The following is a 21,259-nucleotide window of genomic DNA, read 5'->3' on the forward strand; positions in this document are numbered from 1 at the left end:
CGAACTCGCCACGGCAGACCCCCCACAGGTCGCGTCACCGTGTTCACCCCGTTGAGCACGGCACCCTACGCCTCTCGTTACGCAACGTGAAGGGATGGCGTCTTTACCAGACCTCGTCGAGTTGTTGGTGTTGGTCGGGGGTTAGGGAGAGGTGGGCGCCGGATAGGGCGGTGGTGAGGTAGGCGGGGGTGCTGATGCCGACGATGGGGGTGATGGCGGGGGTGCCTCCGGTGAGCCAGGCGAGCACTACTGCGGAGCGGGTGGTGTTGAGGCTGGTGGCGAGGTCGGTGAGGACCTCCAGGCGGCGGGTGGTGCCGGGGTGGTCGAACGCTGGGTCGATGGGGCGGTCGGCGCGGTTCTCGTAGGCACCGGACATCAGCGGGCTGTAGGCGAACAGCTGCTGCTCCGGGTTGTTCTGTGCGTAGTCGAGGACCTCGTCGGTGATCCAGCCGAAGCGGTGGTCGTGGATGTGGTCGCGGACGAACGGCCGGGGCTGCAGGTACGAGTAGCGCAGCTGCAGCGCACTCGGAGCCATTACGCCCAGCTCACCCGCCAGACCGCGCATCCGCTCCACCCGCCAGAGCGCGTAGTTCGACAGGCCGAGGCGCCCGATGGTGCCGGCCGCAGCGTGCTTGCCGAACGCGGCGACGGTCTCCTCGAGTGGTGTGGACCTGTCGTCGCGGTGTGCCCAGTACAAGTCGATGTGATCGACACCGAGGCGGCGGAGCGAGGTCTCGAGCGCAGCGTCGATCGCCTTGGCGCCCAGGCCTTCAGAGTGCTCGGGCCAGCTGCCGGGCCAGAGCGGTTCGCACCCGACCTTGGTCGCCAGCTTGACCCGGTCCCGTACGCCGGGCCGCTGCGCGAACCACCTCCCGAGCAGCTCCTCGCTCTGTCCACCGTGTCCGCTCGGGTCCTGCCAGAACGCGTAGCAGTTCGCGGTGTCGATCCACTCACCGCCGGCGTCAATATATGCATCCAGTAACCGGAACGAGGTCTCTTCGTCGATCCGCGTCCCGTACTCCATCGCGCCCAGCGCAAGATTCAACATGCACGAGATCGAACTAGCTGGAGCGCGGACTAGGTCAAGTCCGCGAACTCCCGCAGTACCGGAGCCAGCGTCGCCGGCTCGGTTCCGTGGTTCTCACCGGGGATCGCCTTCAGCGTCGCGGTCGGCAGGTGTGCGGCTACGGCCTGGGCGCCGGCGGAGAGCGCGGGCCAGGTCTTGTCGCCGTACAGAACCAGGACGGGTGCCTTCACGTCGGCCCAGCGGTCGGAAGGCAGCGGGTCGCCGGACATGGTGGTCCCCATGATGCGGCCGTCGTACGAGATCGTGTGCGCGATCTCCTCGACCGGCGCCCAGTACGGCGACTGCTTCATGCCCGGGATCGCCTCCGCGGGCAGCATCGCGGCCGCGGTCATGAAGAGCTCGGCGGCCTTGTCGCGGCGCCCCTCCGCGACGAACGCGTCGAGCTGCTCCACGTAGTCGGTCGGCAGCGGCGGCCGTACGTCGTCGACCACGACCGGCGGCTCGAACAACACCAGTCCGGCGATCGGCAGCCCCGCAGCCGCGGCGTCCAGCGCCAGCAGACCGCCCGACGACCAGCCGAACAGGATGGCCGGCTGGCCGCCGCCCTCCACAGACGCCGTCTCGATGAGAGCGGCGATGTCCTCGATCTCGCGCTGGATCGCGTACGGCGCGGTGTCGGTGCTCGCGCCGCGGCCACGCCGGTCGTACGCGTACGTCCGGTAGCGATCGGTCAGCAGCTTCCCGACCTCGGCGTTGACCGGGTTCACGGCCCGGTGCGCGGTCGCTCCGTCGATCAGGATCAGCGGTCTGCCTTCGCCGTACGCCTCGAAGTCGATCGTGGTGCCGTCGGCCGAAGTCACGGTGCTCATGGTCTTCTCCTCACTGGTTGGGAACTAGACCGTACAGTACTCGCCAGAGAACTGGACTGTCTAGTATGATTTTCGGCATGGAGCAGGCAGAGATCGAGGGACGGACGCCCCGCAAACGCCGCGCGATCCTCGCCGCGGCGACAGAGGTCTTCCTCAGCCACGGGTACCTCGGCGCGAGCATGGACGAGGTCGCGGCCAAGGCCGGCGTCTCCAAGCAGACCGTCTACAAGCAGTTCGAGAACAAGGAGCGCCTGTTCGCCGAGATCGTCCTCGGCACCAGCGACCAGCTGCTGGACGGCCTCCAGCAGGCGTACGTCGATACGCTCGAAGGGGCCGCCGACGCGCGCGAAGCCCTGCGTGCGTTGGCGCATCGCCTGCTCCAGAGCCTCACCGCCGACAGCGTCCTGCAGCTCCGCCGGCTCGTGATCGCCGAGGCGGATCGCTTCCCCGAGGTATGCGGCGCCTGGTTCAACACTGGCTTCGAGAAGTCCCTCGACGCGCTCGGGCAGGCGCTGAGCCGCCTGAGCGACCGCGGTCTGTTGAAGCGGCTCGACGACCCGACGCTGGCGGCGTACCAGTTCGCCGGGCTGGTGATGTACAAGCCGATGAACCGCGCCATGTTCGCGGGCACCCGGCAGCGCCCGAAGCCCGGTGAGCTCGAGAAGCTCGCCGACCAAGCGGCCGAAGTGTTCCTCGCGGCCTACGGACTAGAGGGTTCCACGCGTTGACGTGCGAACCACCAGCTCGGGCGTGAACGTCACGCGCTGGTGCTCGTGGTCCGGGTTCGACGACTCGTCCAGCAACAACTCGGCGGCCGTCCGGCCGAGCAGCTGCCGCGGCTGACGCACCGAGGTCAGCGGTACGGCGGCCGCCTCCGCGAACTCGATGTCGTCGTACCCGACGATCGCGAGATCCTCCGGAACGCGCAGCCCGAGACTCACGCACTGCTGCAGCAATCCCAACGCCAGCAGGTCGTTCGCGCAAAAGGCGGCCGTCGGCCGGCGATCCGCCGGCAGTCCCGCAAGTCGTTGCCCAGCGCCCCTACCTTCGGCGACCGTGAGGGCCCCGGTGGTCAACTCGATCAGGTTCGACATCGGCTTCCCGGCGGTCCGCAGTGCGCGCCGGGCGCCGTCGCGGCGGTCGATGACCTGCCCGATCGTGTTCGGCCCGCCGACGTACGCGATCCGCTCGTGGCCGAGCTCCAGCAGATGCGAGATCGCGAGCTCGCCGCCGAGGACGTCGTTCACCGCGACCGAGCAGTGCGAAGCGTCGTCGAGCGCGCGGTCGACGACGACCACCGGCGTACCGCGCGACGGCAGCTTGCGCAGGCGGGACGAGTTCTGATCGATCGGAGTGATCAGGATGCCCTGGACGCGTTGCTGCTCGAGAAGATCGAGGTACGCCGCCTCGCGGTCGGCGTCCTCGCTACTGGTACAGAGGAACACCGAGAGGCCGGCCGCCTGCGCCGCCTCCTCGACGCCCTTCGCGACATCGGTGAAGAACGGGTTGCCGGCGTCGAGCATCACGTACGCCAGGATCCGGCTGGATCCGGCCCGCAGTTGGCGCGCCGACTCGTTCCGGACGAAGCCAAGTGAGGCCATCGCGGCCTCGACCTTCGCCCGGGTCAGCGGGCTGACCACCTCGGGACGGTTCAGGACGTTGGACACGGTCCCCAGCGAGACGCCGGCGGCCGCGGCGACCGCCTTCACCCCGGCCGCGTGCGGCTTCGGCGCGCGGCGTCGCCGGGTGCGCTCGGGCAGGGCTTCCGCGTCATCCACCGACACGAGAACCTCCCTCCGCACGTGAAGCACTTGAAACGTCTTAGCGGGCGCAGAATACCCGCTCCCTGCAGATTCTCCGCAGTACCAGTCCGGGATCGGCCGCAAATCCCGGGCAGGCTCTTGACGGCCCCTGGGGCGCGAGCTTAGCGTCATGGCACTCTCTTGAAACCTTTCATCCAAACTCCTGGCCCGGGACGGAGGTGACCATGTCCGACGGTTCGCCGATCCTGCGGGTGCGAGAGGTGTCGAAGTCCTTCGGAGCGGTCGCCGCGGTCCGGGACGTCTCCTTCGACCTGTACGGCGGTGAGGCGCACGCCCTGGTCGGTGAGAACGGGGCCGGGAAGTCAACGATCGTGAACATGCTGGCCGGCGTGCACCGCCCGGACGCCGGGACGATCGAACTGGACGGCCGCCCGCAGGACCTGACCACCCCGGCCGACGCCAAGGCCGCCGGGATCGCCGTCATCTACCAGGAGCCGACGCTCTTCCCGGACCTGTCCGTCGCGGAGAACATCGCGATGGGCCGCCAGCCGCTGGGTCGTTTCAAAACCATCGACCGGGCCGCGATGGTCCGCCAGGCCGCCCAGCTGTTCACCCGGCTCGGCGTGTCGATCGATCCGAACCGTCCGGCCCGCGGTCTGTCGATCGCCGACCAGCAGCTGGTCGAGATCGCCAAGGCGCTGTCCGCCGACGCCCGCGTGGTCGTGATGGACGAGCCGACCGCGGCGCTGACCGGCGTCGAGGTCGAGCGACTGTTCGCGGTCGCGCGGTCACTGCGCGACGACGGCGCCGCGGTGATGTTCATCTCGCACCGGTTCGAGGAGGTCACAGCGCTCTGCCAGCGGGTCACGATCATGCGCGACGGCCGGCACGTCTCGACCGACCTCCTCAGCGACCTCACCGTCGACGGGATGGTCCGCAAGATGGTCGGCCGCGACCTCGGCGCGCTCTTCCCCAAGCAGGACGTCGAACCCGGCGCGGTCGCCGTCAGCGTCCGCAACCTGACCCGAGACCCGGTGTACGCCGACGTGTCGTTCGAGGTCCGCGCAGGCGAGATCGTCGCGCTGGCCGGCCTGGTCGGATCCGGCCGGTCCGAGGTCGTGCAGTCGATCTTCGGCGTCGATCCGCGCGACTCCGGCACGGTCGAGGTGGGCGGGAAGATCCTCCCGCCGGGTTCACCGAAGCGAGCGATGGCGGCCGGTGTCGCGCTCGTACCAGAGGATCGTCGCCAGCAGGGGCTGGTGATGGAGCTCTCGATCGAACGCAACGTCACGCTGCCCCGGTCGCGATCGCTGTCGCAGCTCGGCTTCCTCACCGGCAGCCGGGAACGACGGTCCGCGAAGGAATGGGCCGACCGGCTGAAGACGAAGTACGGACGGCTCTCCGACGAGGTCGGGACGCTCTCGGGTGGCAATCAGCAGAAGGTCGTGCTGGCCAAGTGGTTGGCGACCAAGCCGAAGGTCCTGATCGTCGACGAGCCGACGCGGGGGATCGACGTCGGCACCAAGGCCGAGGTCCACCGGCTGATGTCGTCGCTGGCAGCTGACGGCGTCGCGGTGCTGATGGTGTCGTCCGAGCTGCCCGAGGTGCTCGGGATGGCGGACCGCGTACTGGTGATGCGCGAGGGCCGCCTGGTCGCGGAGCTCAGCCGCGCCGAGGCCACCGAGGAAGCCGTCATGTTCGCCGCGACCGGGCAGGAGGCGGCCTTATGACCGCTGTCGAACTGCCTGCCCCGCGGCGCTCCTCGCTCGATGCCGTACTGCGTGCTCGCGAGCTCGGCATCGTCATCGCGCTGGCGCTTCTGGTCGCGGTGACGGCGACGTCCAACTCGCGCTTCCTGTCCGGGCAGAGCATCCGCGACATCCTGCTCAACACCGCGATCCTGGCCGTTCTGGCGGTCGGCCAGGCCGTGGTGGTGATCACCCGCAACATCGACCTCTCCGTCGGCTCAGTGCTCGGCCTGAGTGCCTTCACCGTCGGCACGTTGCTGCAAGGCAACAACCTCCCGGTGGTGCTCGCACTCCTGGTCGGCGCCGGAGTCGGTGTCGTGTGCGGCGGACTCAACGGGGTCCTGGTCCGCTACGGCAACGTCCCCGCCCTGGTCGTCACCCTCGGCACCCTGTATGTCGTCCGTGGTGTCACGTACTTCTGGGCGGGCGGCAGCCAGATCAACGCCGACGAACTGCCGTCCGGGTTCCTCGACTTCGGCAACGCGACCGCCATCGGGATCCCGTACCTCGTACTGCTGGCGGTTCTGGTGCTCGTGGTGACCGGCGTCGTCCTGCGCAACTACCGGATGGGCCGGGAGTTGTACGCGATGGGCTCGAGCCCGCATGCCGCGCGGCTCGCCGGCATCCCGGCCGGCCGCCGTACGGTCGGTGCCTTTGTCGTCAGCGGCGGGCTGGCCGGGCTCGCTGGCGTGCTCTTCGCCGCGCGGTTCGGCACGATCGACGCGGCGGCCGGGACCGGCTACGAGCTCAACGTCGTCGCGGCCGTCGTGGTGGGCGGCGTGGCAGTCTTCGGCGGCAGCGGCACCGTCTGGGGCGCCGCGCTCGGTGCGCTCCTGCTGACCACGATCGGCAGTGCACTCGCCGTCCTCGAGATCAACCAGTTCTGGCAGCAGGCGATCGTCGGTGCGCTGATCCTGCTGGCGATCGGCGCCGATCGTCTGGTCGCCGCCCGGGTCGCGGCGAGCCTGAAGAAGCGGAGCTCTCATGTCCGCTGAGCTCACGGCCACCCGCATGGCGCGGTTCGCGAACTGGAACGTCGCGATCATCGCGATCACCGTCGTCGTCCTGATCGTCGCCGCCGTGACCGTCGACAATTTCGGTACGTCGCAGAACTTCGGCTTCCTGGTCCTCGACGTCCTGCCGATCGCGATCATCGCGCTGCCGATGACGCTGGTCATCGTCACCGGCGAGATCGACCTGTCGGTCGCCAGCACACTCGGCCTGTCGAGCGCGGTGATGGGCTACCTGTGGAACGCGAACCAGCCGATCGAGACGATCATCCCGCTCTGCCTGCTGCTCGGCGCGGTCCTCGGCGCGGTGAACGGCTTCTTCGTCACGGTCCTCGGCCTGCCGTCGCTCGCGGTCACGATCGGCACGCTCGCGCTGTACCGCGGCCTGGCCTTCGTCGTCCTCGGCGACAGCGCGGTCGCCGACTTTCCGCCGGCGTACACCGACTGGGTGACCGGCACGATCGGCAGTACGCCGTTCCCGAACGTGCTGATCATCATCGTCGTCCTGGCCGTCGTGTTCGGCGTGGTCCTGCACGCGACGCCGGTCGGCCGGGCCGTGTTCGCGGTCGGCGCGAGTGAGCAGGCCGCGCGGTTCGCCGGCGTCCGCCCGGGTCGGCTGAAGTTCTGGCTGTACGTCGCCGGCGGCCTCGTCTCGGGTCTCGCCGGGGTGTTGTGGACGCTGCGCTACTCCAGCGCCCGCGCCGACAACGGCGCCGGCCTGGAACTCGCCGTGGTCGCCGCCGTCCTGCTCGGCGGCGTCTCGATCTTCGGCGGTAAGGGCGCGCTCGCCGGTGTGGTCGCCGGTGTCGTGCTCCTCGGCTCGCTGCAGAACGCACTGCGGCTGTCCGACGTGTCCAACGAGGCCCTCAACGTGGTGACCGGCGTACTGCTGATCGCCTCGGTCCTCGGCCCCAACCTCGCCAACCGACTGCGTCGTAATTGAAGGGGTGGAACCAATGACCAACCGGAAGAACCTGGCGGTGCTGGCCGTCCTCGCGCTGGCTCTGAGCGCATGCGGTGGTACGACGAAGTCCAGCACGGAAGGCCAGAACACGGCGGCGCCGACGAACACCTCGGCCAAAGCCGATCCGAACGCCCCGCTCAAAGAGGGCCTGAAGATCGCCTATCTGCCCAAACAGCTGAACAACCCGTACACCGACGTCGAGGTCGGCGGCGGCAAGGTCGCGGTCGGCGAGCTCAAGGGGGAGTACAAGCTGGTCGGCCCGAACGACGCCAGCGCGTCGTCGCAGGTCAGCTACATCAACACGCTCATCCAGCAGCAGCAGAACGTGATCGTGGTCGCGGCCAACGACCCGAACGCGGTCTGCCCGTCGTTGAACCAGGCCCGCAAGGCCGGGATCAAGGTCGTCACCTTCGACTCGGACGCGGCCAAGACCTGCCGGGACGCGTTCATCAACCAGGCCACCACGCAGGGCATCGGCGAGAGCCTGGTGAAGATGGCGAGCGAACTGGCCGGCGGTTCTGGTGAGATCGCCATCCTGTCCGCGACCCCGAACGCCACGAACCAGAACTCCTGGATCGAGGTGATGAAGACCGAGCTGGCCAAGCCGGAGAACGCCAAGCTGAAGCTGGTGAAGATCGCCTACGGCAACGACGACGACCAGAAGTCGTTCACCGAGGCGCAGGGCCTGCTGCAGTCGTACCCGAACCTCAAGGTGATCGTCTCGCCGACCACAGTCGGTATCGCGGCCGCCTCCCGCTACGTGAGCGCGTCGAACTACAAGGGCAAGGTGGCCATCACCGGTCTCGGCCTGCCGAACCAGATGCGCAAGTTCGTCAAGGACGGCACGGTGAAGAAGTTCGCGCTCTGGAACCCGGCCGACATCGGGTACCTGGCTGCGTATGCCGGCGCCTCACTGAGCTCCGGTCAGATCACCGGCGCCCAGGGCGAGAAGTTCAAGGCCGGAAAGCTCGGCGAGTACACCGTCGGCGCCGACGGTGAGATCGTCCTCGGCCCGCCGACCGAGTTCACCGCCGCCAACATCGACAAGTTCAACTTCTGAGGGCTCCTTCGTGAATCGCTACTGCTTCTGCCTCCAGGTCCGCCCGGACCGCCTGGACGAGTACGTCGAACGGCACCGCAACGTCTGGCCGGACATGCAGGCCGCGCTGCGGGACTCGGGCTGGCACAACTACTCGCTCTTCCTCCGCGACGACGGCCTGCTGATCGGGTACGTCGAGTCCGAGGACCTGGAGGCCGCGCAGAAGGCGATGGCGGCGACCGAGGTCAACACCCGCTGGCAAGCCCAGATGACCGAATTCTTTACCGGCATAGACGGCCGGCCGCCGGACGAGTCGTTCCTGCTGCTGCCCGAGATCTTCCATCTGACTGCATTGAATCCTGAAGGGGACCAACCATGACGACCGAAGCCGTGAAGGCCGCCCTCAGCCGGCAAGAGATCGAGCTGCCCTCGTGGGCGTTCGGGAACTCCGGCACCCGGTTCAAGGTGTTCAGCCAGCCTGGGGTGCCGCGGTCGCCGGAGGAGAAGATCGCCGACGCGGCCGTCGTCCACAAGTACACCGGGGTCGCGCCGAGCGTGGCGCTGCACATCCCCTGGGACAAGGTCGACGACTACGGGGCGCTGGCGGCGTACGCGAAGGAGCAGGGTGTCCGGCTCGGGGCGATCAACAGCAACGTGTTCCAGGACGACGACTACAAGCTGGGCAGCGTCACCAACCCGGATCCCGCGGTACGCCGGAAGGCCACGGATCACCTGCTCGAATGTGTCGACATCATGGACGCGACCGGGTCTCGCGACCTGAAGCTGTGGTTCTCCGACGGCACCAACTACCCCGGCCAGGACGACATTCAGGACCGGCAGGACCGGCTCGCGACCGCGCTGAGGGAGGTGTACGACCGGCTCGGTGACGATCAGCGGATGCTGCTCGAGTACAAGCTGTTCGAGCCGGCCTTCTACACCACGGACGTTCCGGACTGGGGTACGTCGTACGCGCACTGTCTCGAACTGGGGCCGAAGGCAACGGTCTGTATCGACACCGGGCACCACGCGCCGGGGACGAACATCGAGTTCATCGTGGCGTTCCTGCTCCGGACGAAGAAGCTCGGCGCGTTCGACTTCAACAGCCGGTTCTACGCCGACGACGACCTGATGGTCGGGGCCGCGGACCCGTTCCAGCTGTTCCGGATCATGAACGAGATCGTCCGCGGCGACGCGCTCGACCCGGACCGCGGGATCGCGTTCATGCTCGACCAGTGCCACAACATCGAGGAGAAGATCCCCGCGATCATCCGCTCGGTGATGAACGTCCAGGAGGCTACCGCGAAGGCGCTGCTGGTCGACCGCGACGTACTGCGGGCCGCTCAGCAGTCGGGCGACGTGCTGGGTGCGAACGCGGCCCTGATGGATGCCTACAACACCGATGTCCGGCCGCTGCTCGCCGAGTTGCGCGAGTCGCAGGGCCTGGACGCGGACCCGGTCGCGGCGTACAAGCGCAGCGGCTACTTCGAGCAGATCACCAAAGACCGAGCCGACGGCCAGCAGGCCGGATGGGGAGCATGAGCACCGATGACCGACACTGCAGCCGAGCTCGTTGCGCGTAGCAACCGACTGGGTGCCGATCCGCGTAACACGAACTACGCCGGCGGGAACACGTCGGCGAAGGGCACCGAAACGGACCCGGTCACCCAGCAGCCCGTCGACCTGCTGTGGGTGAAGGGATCCGGTGGTGATCTGGGCACCCTCACCTCGGCAGGCCTGGCTGTGCTCCGGATCGACCGGTTGAACTTGCTCGTCGACGTGTACCCGGGCGTGGACCGTGAGGACGAGATGATCGCCGCGTTCGACTACTGCCTGCACGGGAAGGGCGGTGCGGCGCCGTCGATCGACACCGCGATGCACGGGCTGGTCGATGCCCCTCATGTCGACCATCTGCACCCGGACTCCGGGATCGCGCTGGCGACCGCGGCGGACGGCGAGAAGCTGACCGCGGAATGCTTCGGCGACCGCGTGGTGTGGGTGCCGTGGCGCCGGCCCGGTTTCCAGCTCGGGCTGGACATCGCGGCCGTGAAGCGGGAGAACCCGCAGGCCATCGGCTGCATTCTGGGAGGCCACGGCATCACAGCGTGGGGCAATACGTCCGAGGAGTGCGAGGCGAACTCCCTGGAGATCATCCGTACGGCGGAACGCTTCCTGGCGGATCGCGGCGTCGCCGAGCCGTTCGGCGCGATCGTCCCCAGCCACCAACCCCTGCCCGCACAGGACCGCCGGGAGCGGGCAGCTGCCCTTGCGCCAGTTATCCGCGGGCTGGCGTCAACGGACAAACCACAGGTCGGCCACTTCACCGACTCGGATGCAGTACTCGAGTTCCTGTCGCGCGAGAAGCTCCAGCGGCTCGCCCAACTCGGCACGTCCTGCCCGGACCATTTCCTTCGTACCAAGGTCCGCCCGCTCGTACTCGACCTGCCGCCGTCCGCGTCGGTGGACGAAGCAGTTGCCCGGCTGAAGGAACTGCATACCCAGTACCGGGAGGACTACGAGGCGTACTACCAGGCTTTTGCCGAGGCGGACAGCCCGGCGATGCGGGGCGCCGACCCGGCGATCGTGCTCGTGCCGGGCGTCGGGATGTTCAGTTTCGGGAAGGACAAGCAGACCGCGCGGGTGGCCGGCGAGTTCTACGTGAACGCGATCAACGTGATGCGGGGCGCCGAGGCGGTGTCGACGTACGCGCCGATCGACGAGCGGGAGAAGTTCCGGATCGAGTACTGGGCGCTGGAGGAGGCGAAGCTGCAGCGGATGCCTCGTCCGAAGCCGCTCGCCACCCGCGTCGCCTTCGTGACCGGCGGCGGGTCGGGCATCGGCAAGGCGATCGCGCAACGGCTGGCCGCCGAGGGCGCGTGCGTTGTCGTCGCGGACCTCGACCAGGCTGCGGCCGAGGCGGTGGCGAAGGAGATCGGATCCACGGATGTAGCCGTCGCGGTCGGCGCGGACGTGTCGTCGGCGGACGCGGTCGAGGCGGCGTTGGGCGAGGCGGTGCTGGCGTTCGGCGGTGTCGACCTGATCGTCAACAACGCCGGGCTGTCGATCTCGAAGTCGTTGCTGGAGACCACGGATCGCGACTGGGACCTGCAGCACGACGTGATGGCGAAGGGCTCGTTCCTGGTCTCTCGGGCGGCCGCGAAGGTGCTCATCGACCAGGGGATGGGCGGCGACATCGTCTACATCTCCAGTAAGAACTCGGTGTTCGCGGGCCCGAACAACGTCGCGTACGGCTCCGCCAAGGCGGATCAGGCCCACCAGGTCCGGCTGCTCGCGGCCGATCTCGGCGAGTACGGGGTCCGGGTCAACGGCGTGAACCCCGACGGCGTCGTCCGCGGATCCGGGATCTTCGCCGGCGGCTGGGGCGCGAAGCGGGCTGCGGTGTACGGCGTACCGGAGGAGGAACTCGGTGCGTACTACGCGCAGCGGACCCTGCTCAAGCGTGAGGTGCTGCCGGAGAACGTCGCGGCCGCGGTGTTCGCGCTGACCGGTGGGGACCTGACGCACACGACCGGCCTGCACATCCCCGTCGACGCCGGCGTGGCCGCCGCATTCCTGCGCTAGGGGTGTCTGATGGTCAAGAGTCGGATCGGGTTGGTCGCGGGCGGCTTGGGTGCGTACTGGCCGCAGTTCCCGGACCTGCTGCCGCAACTGCAGGCCTCGGCTCGCCGGGTCTCAGAGCGGTTCTCGGCGCTGGACTGCGAGGTGGTGGACGTCGGGTTCATCTCCGACGCGCAGGAAGGTGCGGCGGCAGCGGAGAAGCTGCGGGCGGCGGACTGTGATCTGATCGTCGGCTTCCTCACGACGTACATGACGGCGTCCATGCTGGTCCCTGTTGCCCAGCGCAGCGGGGCGCCGGTGCTGTTGCTGAACCTGCAGCCGACCGAGGCCATGGATCACGCGACCTTCGACACCGGCGCCTGGCTCGCGTACTGCGGCGCCTGTCCGCTGCCGGAGATGGCGAACGCGTTCGAGCGGTGCGGGATCGACTTCCGGTCGGTGTCCGGCTACCTGGAGGACGAGCGGGCCTGGGCGCGGATCGACCGATGGATCCGGGCGGCCGGCGTACGGGCGGCCCTGCGGCACGGACGGCACGGCCTGCTCGGGCATCTGTATCCGGGCATGATGGACGTGATCACCGACCCGACGCAGGTGTCCGCGCAGCTCGGTGGGCATGTGGAGATCCTGGAGATCGACGACCTTCGGGTGCGGGTGGAGAAGGTCACCGACGCGGAGACGTCGGCCCGGATGGAGCTCGCCCGGGAGATCTTCACCCTCGACGACTCGGTGAAGGATGACGACTTCAGGTGGGGCGCCACGGTGTCGGTCGCCCTGGATCGCCTGGTCGAGGACTTTTCCCTTGATTCGTTGGCCTATTACCACCGCGGCCTCGACGGCGAGACGCACGAGCGGGTCGCGGCCGGGATGATCCTCGGCGCTTCGTTGCTGACGGCAAGGGGTGTGCCGGCGGCCGGTGAGTACGAGCTGCGGACGTCGCTGGCGATGCTGGTGATGGACAAGCTCGGCGCCGGTGGGTCGTTCACCGAGCTGCAGGCGCTGAACTTCCGCGACAACGTGGTCGAGATGGGGCACGACGGGCCGGCGCATCTGGCGATCTCGGCGCGGAAGCCGTTGCTGCGTGGGCTGGGGGTGTACCACGGCAAGCGCGGGTGGGGCGTGTCGGTGGAGTTCGACGTACAGCAGGGGCCGGTGACGCTGTGCGGTCTGGGGCAGCGGCGGGACGGGTCGTTCAACCTGATCGCTTCCGAGGGGACCGTCGTACCCGGACCGCTGCTGCAGATCGGCAACACGACGTCGCGGGTGGACTTCGGGTGTGATCCCGGGGAGTGGACCGACGCGTGGTCGGCGTCCGGGGTCGCGCATCACTGGGCGCTCGGGACGGGGCACCGGGCTGCTGACCTGGCCGCGGTCGCCGATCTGATGCACCTCGACCTCACGGTGGTCGCACCGTGAAGCGGGTCGCAGCGGTCGATCTCGGGGCCTCGAGCGGGCGGGTGATGCTCGGCGAGGTGGGCGCTGACGTCCTCGAGTTGCGTGAACTGAACCGCTTCTGGAACGGTCCCGTGAGGGTGAGCGGCCGGCTGCACTGGGATGTCATGCACCTCTACCGCTCGATCCTGGAGGGTTTGCAGGCTGCCGGACCGCTCGACGGCATCGGCATCGACTCCTGGGCAGTCGACTACGGACTGCTCGACGAGGCCGGTCGTCTGCTGGGCAACCCCGTGCACTACCGAGACTCCCGCACCGACGGCGTGATGGAACGCGTCCTGTCGACGATCCCTGCTGCAGAGCTGTACGCCGTCACGGGCCTGCAGCAGCTCCCGTTCAACACCATCTACCAACTGGCCGCCGAGAAGCTGCCGACCGCCGACAAGCTGTTGATGATCCCCGACCTACTGGGGTACTGGCTGACCGGTGAGGTTGGAGCTGAGCGAACGAACGCTTCGACCACGCAGCTGTATGACGTGCGCACGCGTGAGTGGAGCGATGAGCTGGTCGCGCGGGTGGGGCTGCCGCGGCGGATCTTTCCCGAACTGCGGGAGCCTGGCGACGTGGTTGGGACTGTCCTGCCGGACGAAACCGGGTTGGCATCGGGGATTCCGGTCATCGCTGTTGGGTCGCACGACACGGCCTCGGCTGTGGTCGCTGTGCCTGCGGTGGGTGAGCGGTTCGCGTACATCTCCTCGGGGACCTGGTCGTTGGTCGGGCTCGAGCTCGATGCACCGGTCCTGACGGACGACGCGCGGGAAGCGAACTTCACCAACGAAGGCGGCGTCGACGGCCGGACGCGGTTCCTGCGGAACGTGATGGGGCTGTGGATCCTGCAGGAATGCCAACGGGTCTGGGGCGACGACGACCTGCCCGGGCTGCTGCGGGACGCCGCCGCCGCACCGCCGTACGCCGTACTGATCGATCCGGACGCTCCCGAGTTCCTTGCTCCGGGCAACATGCCCGCGCGGATCGAGGAACACTGTCGCGCAACCGGTCAGGACGCACCACGGTCCCGGGGTGCGGTGGTTCGCTGCATCCTGGAGAGCCTCGCCCTCGCGTACCGCCGTACGTTGCGTGCAGCGCAGACGATTGCCGACCGAGAGGTCGACGTATTGCATGTGATCGGCGGTGGTTCGCAGAACGAGCTGCTCTGCCAGCTCACCGCCGATGCGTGCGGCATACCGGTCCTCGCCGGGCCCGTCGAGGCCTCCGCGTTGGGCAACGTCCTCGTCCAAGCTCGCGCTCTCGGCGAGCCCTTCCCGGACCTGAGCGCGATGCGCGCCCTGGTCCGGTCCACACACAGCCTGCGGCGCTACGACCCGCAGGGTAAACCGGCCGACTGGGACGCCGCCGAGTCCCGGGTGTTCGGAACAAGGTGATCAGCATGACCGTCCTCCCCCAGGAACTTCGACCGCTCGCGCGCCGGGTGCCGCCGCGCGAGATCAGCCACGACGACCTGCAACTCCTCCGCCTGCTCGCCACCGGCCTCCCGGTCGACGGCGTCGCCCGGCGCCTCGATCTGTCCGAACGCACCGTCCGCCGGCGCACCCGGCTGATCTGCGACCGCCTCGGCTTCAGCACCGCCATCGAAGCCATCGTCTGGGCCGCGCGCCGCGGTCTGGTCTGAGGAGGGTGCCGAGTTAGGCGGCGACGGCTCCGGGTACCGGGGGTTCTGATCATCGAGCCGAGGAGGACCGATGGACGGAATGACCATTGTCTGGATTGTCGTCGCGATCGCCGTACTGGTCATCGTGATCGCACTGATCGCGAGCGCGATGTCGCGCAAGTCGCAGCATCGGGCCCAGCAGCAGGCGTACGAGCACGAACAGCAGGCGCGAGCAACCTCGGCCCAGGCCGACAAGCAGCGTGCTGTCGCCGACGAGGTGGACGCGCGTGCCCGCAAGGCGCAGGCGGCCGCCGACGAGAAGACGGCCGAGGCGCGCCGGTTGTCGGCCGGCGCGACCGAGCGGCGCGATGCCGCCGAGAACGCCCGCGCGGAATCGGACGAGCATCGCACCCAGGCCCAGAACCTCTGGCCGGACGACGGCGCCCAGAACCGCGAGGGGCAACCGGTCGATCCGGACTGGGACGACGGCAGGCATCCGCACGACCCGCGGAACCCGAAGCACTCGCGGGGTTGAGCAACGTCAGATCAAGTACCTGAATTCTGGTGAGTTCGGGTTGATGCGCTCGATGTCGAGTGGGGCGGCCTCCATGCGGGACAGCAGCAGTGGGAGGTCGTCCCGGGTACTGATTTCGATGCCGACCAGGGCGACGCCGGTCTCGCGGTTGTTGCGCTTGACGTACTCGAAGAGCGTGATGTCGTCGTCGGGACCGAGCGTCTCGTCGAGGAAGGCGCGCAGGGCGCCCGGCTCCTGCGGGAACGTCACCAGGAAGTAGTGCTTCAGGCCCTCGTACACCAACGAGCGCTCGAGGATCTCGCCGTACCGGCTGACATCGTTGTTTCCGCCGGACAGCAGGCAGACCACGGTCTCGCCCGGGCGTACGTCGAGGCCGTTGCCGAGGGCACTTGTCGACAAAGCGCCCGCGGGCTCCGCGATCAGGCCGTCGGTCTGGTAGAGCGCGAGCATCTCCGAGCACACGAGCCCTTCAGGCACCGACATCAGCTCGACGCCGGCCTGCTGCACGAGTGGGAGGGTCGCGTCACCAACCCGGCGTACGGCGGCACCGTCGACGAAGCTGTCCAAATGCGGCAACGTCACCGGCTTGCCGGCCGCGACCGCCGCTGCCATGGACGCCGCGCCACCCGGCTCCACCCCGACGATGCGTACGCCGGGATGCCGCTCGGCGATCCACGTTGCAACCCCCGCAACGAGACCGCCCCCACCGACCGGAACCACGAGTACGTCGGGAGCGTGGCCGAGCTGCTCCACCAACTCGATCGCCACGGTTCCTTGTCCCGCAACGGTTCTCGGGTCGTCGAACGCCGGCACCATCGTCGCCCCGGTCGCGGAAGCTTCCGCGATCGCAGCGGCCGCCGCGTCGTCGTACGTGTCGCCGGTGACGATCACCTGGATCTGCTTGCCGCCGAGCGCCGCGATCCGGTCCCGCTTCTGGCGCGGCGTCGTCCGCGGCACGTACACCTTGCCGCGGACGCCGAGCATGTGGCACGAATACGCCAGCCCCTGGCCGTGGTTACCGGCGCTCGCACACACCACGCCGGCGGCCTTGGCCGCGTCGTCGAGCTGCGCGATCAGGTTGTAGGCGCCGCGAAGCTTGTAGGAACGGCCGATCTGCAGGTCCTCCCGCTTCAGCCAGACCTGGGCGCCGGTGCGCTCCGACAGGCGGAGGTTGCGTTCCAACGGTGTACGGACGGCGACGCCGTCCAAGCGCTTGATGGCGGCCTCGATCGCCGCCGCGTCGACGGTGCCGACCGTGCTGCCACCGGTCGATCGAGCGACTGAACCACTGCCCTGCATGACGTTCCTTCCCGTGCATTTGCACGATCTTCGCCGATTCGCTCGCTGCACAAGACGATTCGCGTCCACAGTCCGGACCGGCAGATACCTTTTGCGTTCCAGACTCTTGCACCAGGCGTGAAACGGCTCTTCACTGGGCAGTCTAGTTTTCATACGCTCACTCGGTGTAACGGCCACGGACCTGGGAGAGATAGGCCGTGTAGAGCCGGTCAGTGAGGACTGGAGGGCACATGGAACTGATTCCGTTCAGTCTGTGGGGCGACGCTTTGTGGTGCGGTCAGGAAGTCGTGCGGGAAGCCCCGCACGAGCAGGCGATCAGAAGCCTGTTCCCGGACCCCATCCCGGCGCGCGGCGCAGATCTGGACACCGAGGCGGACCTCGTCCCGGAACCGCACAACCGTTTCGACCCGCGGTCGATCGCCGTACGGGTGCATGGCAAGGTTGTCGGCTATCTGCCGAGGGACGACGCGCACCGGTACCACCCGGTGCTGTCAGAACTAGTGGCGCAAGGCCTGCAACCGCAGGTTCCGTGCCACCTGTGGGTAAGTGAGTGGGAGCCGGCGGACTGGGACGGCAAGGGCGCCCAGGGCACCGAGTTCCACGCCAGTGTCGCGGTCGCCCTCGGGCAGCCGCACATGCTCATGCCGGTGAATTTGCCCCCGCCGGGCAGTTTTCACCTGCTACCGCCCGGCAGCGGCATCGTCGTACCGGGCAGCGAGGTGCATCCCGACGTACTGGCGCCGTTCTTCCGCGCGGAGGGCGAGTGCTGGGCGTACGCCACCATGCACGCGATCGAGGAGGAGGACAGCTTTCAGGACCGGCACCGGATCGTGGTCGAGATCCGGCTCGACGACGAACCCGTCGGCCGGCTCAGCCCGCGGCTGAGCGCCGAGTTCCTGCCCGCGATCCATTACCTCGCCGACATGCGTGCCGAGACCGCCGCCCGGATCGCCGTCCGCGGCGACCGTTGCGCATCGGAGGTGACGCTCTACGCGGCGCGGAGTCACGACCTGCCGGCAACCTGGCCGGACGGGCTGGCCCGCTCCCCAGTCGCTTCCCCGCAATGGCACTACTGGGCCACGAAAGAGGCCAACTAGGCGGCTGCGCAGTACTGACCATGCCTCACCAGGCCGGCACTGCGGAGCTACTTTCAAGGCGCCGGGCAACTCTCCTCGGAGAGTTGCCCGGCGTTCTCCTTGCACCACGCGGAAAACGTGTTCGGCGCGCGTCCGGTCAGACGCCGTGCGACGTCGGTTCGCAAGCCGATCGTGTCGGCGTGCATGAGGGTCAGGCCCTCGATCAGGGCGGCCGCCAATTCGGCCGGAGCCCCTTCTGGATAACGGAATCGAACCGCTTCCTCGGGGGTCGCGATCGGGCGTACGTCGAGTGTGCGGTCGATCGCCGTACCGAGGATCGCGACCTGCTCGGCGACCGTGAACGCCTCGGGGCCGGTCAACGTGTACGCCTGCTTCTCGTGGCCGTCCTCGACGAGCACCGTCGCCGCGACCGCCGCGATGTCCGCCGGGTCGATCGGCGCGGCTCGTCCCGGCCCGATCGGGTCGAGCACGTACCCGCCGGCGCGGATCGTCGGCAGCCAGTCGAACGTGTTCGTCATGAAGCCGGTCGGCCGCAGGAACGTTGCCGCGATCCCCGAGTCCGCGATCAGCTGCTCACGCTCGTGGTGCCACCGTCCCATCGCGGGGATCGGGTCGCCGAGTACGGCGTACGAGGACAGGTACACGATCTGCCGGACGCAGGCGCGACGTGCGGCCGCGACGACGTTGGTCGTGTGCTCGAGACCGGTGCCGGGCACGAGCAGGAACACCTTGTCGACACCGCGCAGGTCGAGCGGTCCGTCGAGATCGCCGACGATCTGCTCGGCGGGCACCTCCGGCCGCGGGCTGCGGACAAGCGCGCGGAACTCGGCGCCGCGCCGATTGAGTTCCTCGACGAGCGCGCGACCGACGTGTCCGGTGGCGCCGGTGATCAACAACATGACAAACTCCTTTACCGGTTAACGAGTCGTCGAGAACGTTAACCGGTAAACGATTTGATCGTCAAGGAGTCTGCCGATGCCCGAGTTCCTGGAACTGCACAGCAAGACGTCCAAGTTGCTGCGGGCCGCCGCGGATGCCGCCGTACAGCGGCACGGACTGCGGCTCGGGCAGGACCACCTGCTCGCCGCGCTGTGGGCGGAGGACGGCCGTACGCCGGGGGAGATCGCCGCTGCGGTGAACGTGACCACGCCGGCCGTCACCAAACTCGCCACCAGGCTGGCCGAGTCAGGCCTGCTCGAACGCCGGCCCGATCCACGTGACAATCGCCTCGTGCGGCTGTGGCTGACACCGGCCGGCCGCGCGCTCCAGGCGCCCATCGAGGCCGAGCGCCAACAGCTCGAGGACCGAGTCACCGCGACGCTCACGAAGACCGAACGCGCCCAGCTGATGAAGGCGCTCGCGAAGATCAACCAGGTGTTGGTGGACGGGCCGTGAAGTACCTTGGCGGTATGGCGAACGTACCGGTCTGCCCGGTTTGCGGAGAACGGGGAGTGCCGATCCTTTACGGCCTGCCGACCCCGCTTGCGCGCGAAGCGGCCGCAGCCGGCAAGGTCCGCCTGTTCGGCTGCGTCATCCCTGCGGAACCCGACAACTGGACGTGCGCGCAGGACCACACCTGGCAGGCCGACGACGACGAGGTGCTGACCACCGCCATCAACGCCGCACTGCAGCGGGACTGAGTCATCGGTGCACCTTGTCACGCCGGATGCCGAGCTGCTTGTGCGCGCCGTCCGTACCTTCCTGAACACCGACGCCGACCCTGACTACCTAACCGCCCCCGGCACGCTGACCTTCGTGGCGACCACCGAGGACAAGGTCACCGGCTGGTGCTGGGGTTATCTGCTGCCACGGCCCGACGGTGTATCCATGCTCTATCTCCACAACCTGGCGGTCGTCGAGGCCTACCGAAATCAGGGCATCGGGCGCGCCCTGACGAGCGCGTTCATGGACGCTGGCCGGTCCGCCGGTGCTACCAAGATGTTCCTCACTACCGGGGCCGAGAATGCTCCGGCGCGCAAGTTGTACGACTCGCTGGGTGGAGGCCTGGCGACGCAAGGGGCGACGGTCAACTACTGGTTCCTGCTGTAGCTGTTTCGGTGTCCCAGGTTGAGAGACAGAACGGGTGGCCGGCCGGGTCGGCGTAGACGTAGCAGTGGTCGGAGTTGGGTTGGAAGTCGAGCAGTTTGGCTCCGGCGGCCAGGACTCTCTTGCCCGTCGCCTCGAGGTCGTCGACGAGGAAATCGAGGTGCATCTGCATCGGTACGTCGTTGCCGGGCCACTGTGGCGGCCGGAAGTCGTCGACCTGCTGGAAGGAGATGACCCCGTTGGGCCCCGAGATGGACGCCCAATGCGACGTACCGCGGACGACTCCACCGGTGATCTCAGCGTAGAACTGTGCCAGGACGAGGGCATCGGGTGCGTTGACGGTGATCCCTTCCAGGCTGATGTTGTCAGACATCGGTCCTCCGGTACGCCGGGGTGAGTTCGGTCCACCGCGCGTGCCAGGCCGGGGCAGGCGCCTCCGCCGACCAGCCGCCGTCGTGTGCTGGACCGTCATTCGCCAGCGAGCGGCCGAGGTCTTCGAGGTGGACCTGCCAGCCGGCTCCGTGGAAGTGGAGCGAACCGATGGGCAGGCCGCGCTCCTCCACCACCAGCTTGGTTTGCGACCCCATCGGAGTGAGCCAGGCCTCGAGTTGGCTCTCGTCGTCGGTGCCCGGTTCCGTGGTGAGTAGCAGGTGGTGCGGCGCCTCGCAGACCTCGATCCTGGCCGGACCGTTCCACGTGCTGGTGAAGACGGCTTGGATCGTCCCGCCTTCGTGCAGCGCGCCGGACACCTCGGCGATCCAGCGCGCGAGTCGCTCCGGCGTGGTGCATGCCGCCCACAGGTCGTCGATATCCGTGTCGTAGACGTCCTCGACGCGGACCGCGCCACGGGTGCGGTCCAAAGCCCGCATCGTTCCGGTGATCCTCACTGCGACGCCTTCTTCCCTCGTGCGATCTCGGTGTGCAGCGCATCCAGCCGGTTCCGCCACAGCGCGCGGTACCCGTCCAGCCACTCGTCCACCTCGACGAGCGCCTCCGGCCGCAAGGTGTAGATACGCCGCTGCGCCTCCTGCCGTACGTCGACCAGCCCGGCCTCCCGCAGCACCCGAAGGTGCCGGGACACACCCGGCCGCGCAATCGGTAGCGCATCCGCCAACTCACCGGCCGTCGCGGGATGATCTCGCAAGATCTCCAGCACCGTCCGCCGACTCTGATCAGCCAACGCCTGCAACACCAGGTCCATGACGGCTAATGTACCCACTCGGGTACG

At 68.3% G+C, this 21,259-nt stretch carries 24 protein-coding genes; 16 read left to right on the plus strand and 8 right to left on the minus strand.

The genetic code is table 11. The features are described from left to right. Window positions 1–103 precede the first annotated feature (103 nt). Both EV649_RS28620 and EV649_RS28625 read right to left on the minus strand, forming a co-directional pair. A complete protein-coding gene (locus EV649_RS28620) occupies window positions 104–1,048 on the minus strand; it encodes an aldo/keto reductase (RefSeq protein ID WP_130386705.1) in 945 nt (314 codons plus the stop codon). Window positions 1,049–1,077: 29 nt separating this feature from the next. Beyond that, complete coding sequence (locus EV649_RS28625) at window positions 1,078–1,896, minus strand: alpha/beta hydrolase (RefSeq protein ID WP_130386706.1); 819 nt, start codon at window positions 1,894–1,896, stop codon at window positions 1,078–1,080. Between the two features lie 77 nt (window positions 1,897–1,973). Here EV649_RS28625 and EV649_RS28630 point away from each other — a divergent pair, with 77 nt between their 5' ends. Next, entirely contained in the window at window positions 1,974–2,624 is a 651-nt protein-coding gene (locus EV649_RS28630) for a TetR/AcrR family transcriptional regulator (protein WP_130386707.1), read from the plus strand. On the opposite strand, the gene EV649_RS28635 is transcribed toward EV649_RS28630, so the two are convergent. Beyond that, window positions 2,604–3,680: a LacI family DNA-binding transcriptional regulator gene (locus EV649_RS28635; protein WP_241998778.1), complete on the minus strand. Its 1,077-nt coding sequence runs from the start codon at window positions 3,678–3,680 to the stop codon at window positions 2,604–2,606. The genes EV649_RS28630 and EV649_RS28635 overlap by 21 nt on opposite strands. A gap of 203 nt (window positions 3,681–3,883) precedes the next feature. Between EV649_RS28635 and EV649_RS28640 the strand changes: the two genes are divergently transcribed. The 11 genes from EV649_RS28640 (at window position 3,884) to EV649_RS28690 (ending at window position 15,589) form a co-directional block, all read left to right on the plus strand. Beyond that, window positions 3,884–5,389 (plus strand): sugar ABC transporter ATP-binding protein, encoded by a 1,506-nt coding sequence (locus EV649_RS28640; protein WP_130386708.1) that lies wholly within the window; start codon window positions 3,884–3,886, stop codon window positions 5,387–5,389. Further along, a complete protein-coding gene (locus EV649_RS28645) occupies window positions 5,386–6,402 on the plus strand; it encodes an ABC transporter permease (RefSeq protein ID WP_130386709.1) in 1,017 nt (338 codons plus the stop codon). Before EV649_RS28640 ends, EV649_RS28645 begins: the two co-directional genes overlap by 4 nt. Next, window positions 6,392–7,360, plus strand: coding sequence for an ABC transporter permease (locus EV649_RS28650; protein ID WP_130386710.1), 969 nt, complete (start codon window positions 6,392–6,394; stop codon window positions 7,358–7,360). The genes EV649_RS28645 and EV649_RS28650 overlap by 11 nt, the downstream gene beginning before the upstream one ends. Window positions 7,361–7,373: 13 nt before the next feature. Next, window positions 7,374–8,441, plus strand: coding sequence for a rhamnose ABC transporter substrate-binding protein (gene rhaS, locus EV649_RS28655; RefSeq protein ID WP_130386711.1), 1,068 nt, complete (start codon window positions 7,374–7,376; stop codon window positions 8,439–8,441). 10 nt (window positions 8,442–8,451) lie between these two features. Beyond that, entirely contained in the window at window positions 8,452–8,799 is a 348-nt protein-coding gene (locus tag EV649_RS28660) for an L-rhamnose mutarotase (protein WP_130386712.1), read from the plus strand. Further along, window positions 8,796–9,959 carry an L-rhamnose isomerase gene (rhaI, locus tag EV649_RS28665; RefSeq protein ID WP_130386713.1) on the plus strand — a complete coding sequence of 388 codons (1,164 nt, stop codon included), beginning with the start codon at window positions 8,796–8,798 and terminating at the stop codon, window positions 9,957–9,959. Before EV649_RS28660 ends, rhaI begins: the two co-directional genes overlap by 4 nt. 6 nt (window positions 9,960–9,965) lie before the next feature. Further along, complete coding sequence (locus EV649_RS28670; protein ID WP_130386714.1) at window positions 9,966–11,999, plus strand: bifunctional aldolase/short-chain dehydrogenase; 2,034 nt, start codon at window positions 9,966–9,968, stop codon at window positions 11,997–11,999. 9 nt (window positions 12,000–12,008) lie between these two features. Further along, window positions 12,009–13,409 carry an L-fucose/L-arabinose isomerase family protein gene (locus EV649_RS28675; RefSeq protein WP_130386715.1) on the plus strand — a complete coding sequence of 467 codons (1,401 nt, stop codon included), beginning with the start codon at window positions 12,009–12,011 and terminating at the stop codon, window positions 13,407–13,409. Beyond that, complete coding sequence (locus EV649_RS28680; RefSeq protein WP_130386716.1) at window positions 13,406–14,827, plus strand: rhamnulokinase family protein; 1,422 nt, start codon at window positions 13,406–13,408, stop codon at window positions 14,825–14,827. Before EV649_RS28675 ends, EV649_RS28680 begins: the two co-directional genes overlap by 4 nt. Window positions 14,828–14,832: 5 nt before the next feature. Beyond that, window positions 14,833–15,075, plus strand: a complete 243-nt coding sequence (locus EV649_RS28685) for a LuxR C-terminal-related transcriptional regulator (protein ID WP_130386717.1) — start codon at window positions 14,833–14,835, stop codon at window positions 15,073–15,075. Window positions 15,076–15,145: 70 nt separating this feature from the next. Beyond that, window positions 15,146–15,589, plus strand: a complete 444-nt coding sequence (locus tag EV649_RS28690; protein WP_130386718.1) for a hypothetical protein — start codon at window positions 15,146–15,148, stop codon at window positions 15,587–15,589. A 6-nt stretch (window positions 15,590–15,595) separates the two neighbouring features. Here EV649_RS28690 and ilvA read toward each other — a convergent pair whose 3' ends face one another. Further along, complete coding sequence (gene ilvA, locus EV649_RS28695) at window positions 15,596–16,888, minus strand: threonine ammonia-lyase IlvA (RefSeq protein ID WP_130386719.1); 1,293 nt, start codon at window positions 16,886–16,888, stop codon at window positions 15,596–15,598. A 230-nt stretch (window positions 16,889–17,118) separates the two neighbouring features. Here ilvA and EV649_RS28700 point away from each other — a divergent pair, with 230 nt between their 5' ends. Continuing rightward, the gene (locus EV649_RS28700) at window positions 17,119–17,985 is read left to right on the plus strand and encodes an HIRAN domain-containing protein (RefSeq protein ID WP_130386720.1); all 867 of its coding nucleotides are present in this window, start codon (window positions 17,119–17,121) and stop codon (window positions 17,983–17,985) included. 53 nt (window positions 17,986–18,038) lie between these two features. Here the strand turns inward: EV649_RS28700 and EV649_RS28705 are convergent, their stop codons facing one another. Further along, window positions 18,039–18,884, minus strand: coding sequence for an NAD(P)H-binding protein (locus EV649_RS28705; protein ID WP_130386721.1), 846 nt, complete (start codon window positions 18,882–18,884; stop codon window positions 18,039–18,041). A gap of 76 nt (window positions 18,885–18,960) precedes the next feature. Here EV649_RS28705 and EV649_RS28710 point away from each other — a divergent pair, with 76 nt between their 5' ends. The 3 genes from EV649_RS28710 to EV649_RS28720 are packed head-to-tail and all read left to right on the plus strand — an operon-like array spanning window position 18,961 to window position 20,034. After that, window positions 18,961–19,380 carry a MarR family transcriptional regulator gene (locus tag EV649_RS28710; protein ID WP_130386722.1) on the plus strand — a complete coding sequence of 140 codons (420 nt, stop codon included), beginning with the start codon at window positions 18,961–18,963 and terminating at the stop codon, window positions 19,378–19,380. A 14-nt stretch (window positions 19,381–19,394) separates the two neighbouring features. Then, the gene (locus EV649_RS28715; RefSeq protein ID WP_130386723.1) at window positions 19,395–19,625 is read left to right on the plus strand and encodes a hypothetical protein; all 231 of its coding nucleotides are present in this window, start codon (window positions 19,395–19,397) and stop codon (window positions 19,623–19,625) included. A gap of 7 nt (window positions 19,626–19,632) precedes the next feature. Further along, on the plus strand, window positions 19,633–20,034 hold the full coding sequence (locus EV649_RS28720) for a GNAT family N-acetyltransferase (protein WP_130386724.1): 402 nt from the start codon (window positions 19,633–19,635) through the stop codon (window positions 20,032–20,034). Here the strand turns inward: EV649_RS28720 and EV649_RS28725 are convergent. From EV649_RS28725 to EV649_RS28735, 3 genes are read right to left on the minus strand one after another with little or no spacing between them, the layout of a single operon-like run. Then, window positions 20,012–20,404, minus strand: coding sequence for a VOC family protein (locus EV649_RS28725; protein ID WP_130386725.1), 393 nt, complete (start codon window positions 20,402–20,404; stop codon window positions 20,012–20,014). The genes EV649_RS28720 and EV649_RS28725 overlap by 23 nt on opposite strands. After that, complete coding sequence (locus EV649_RS28730; protein ID WP_130386726.1) at window positions 20,397–20,918, minus strand: SRPBCC domain-containing protein; 522 nt, start codon at window positions 20,916–20,918, stop codon at window positions 20,397–20,399. Before EV649_RS28730 ends, EV649_RS28725 begins: the two co-directional genes overlap by 8 nt. After that, window positions 20,915–21,232 (minus strand): metalloregulator ArsR/SmtB family transcription factor, encoded by a 318-nt coding sequence (locus EV649_RS28735; protein WP_130386727.1) that lies wholly within the window; start codon window positions 21,230–21,232, stop codon window positions 20,915–20,917. The genes EV649_RS28730 and EV649_RS28735 overlap by 4 nt, the downstream gene beginning before the upstream one ends. Window positions 21,233–21,259: the final 27 nt, after the last annotated feature.

Source organism: Kribbella sp. VKM Ac-2569, assembly GCF_004216905.1.
Taxonomy (GTDB): Bacteria; Actinomycetota; Actinomycetes; order Propionibacteriales; family Kribbellaceae; genus Kribbella.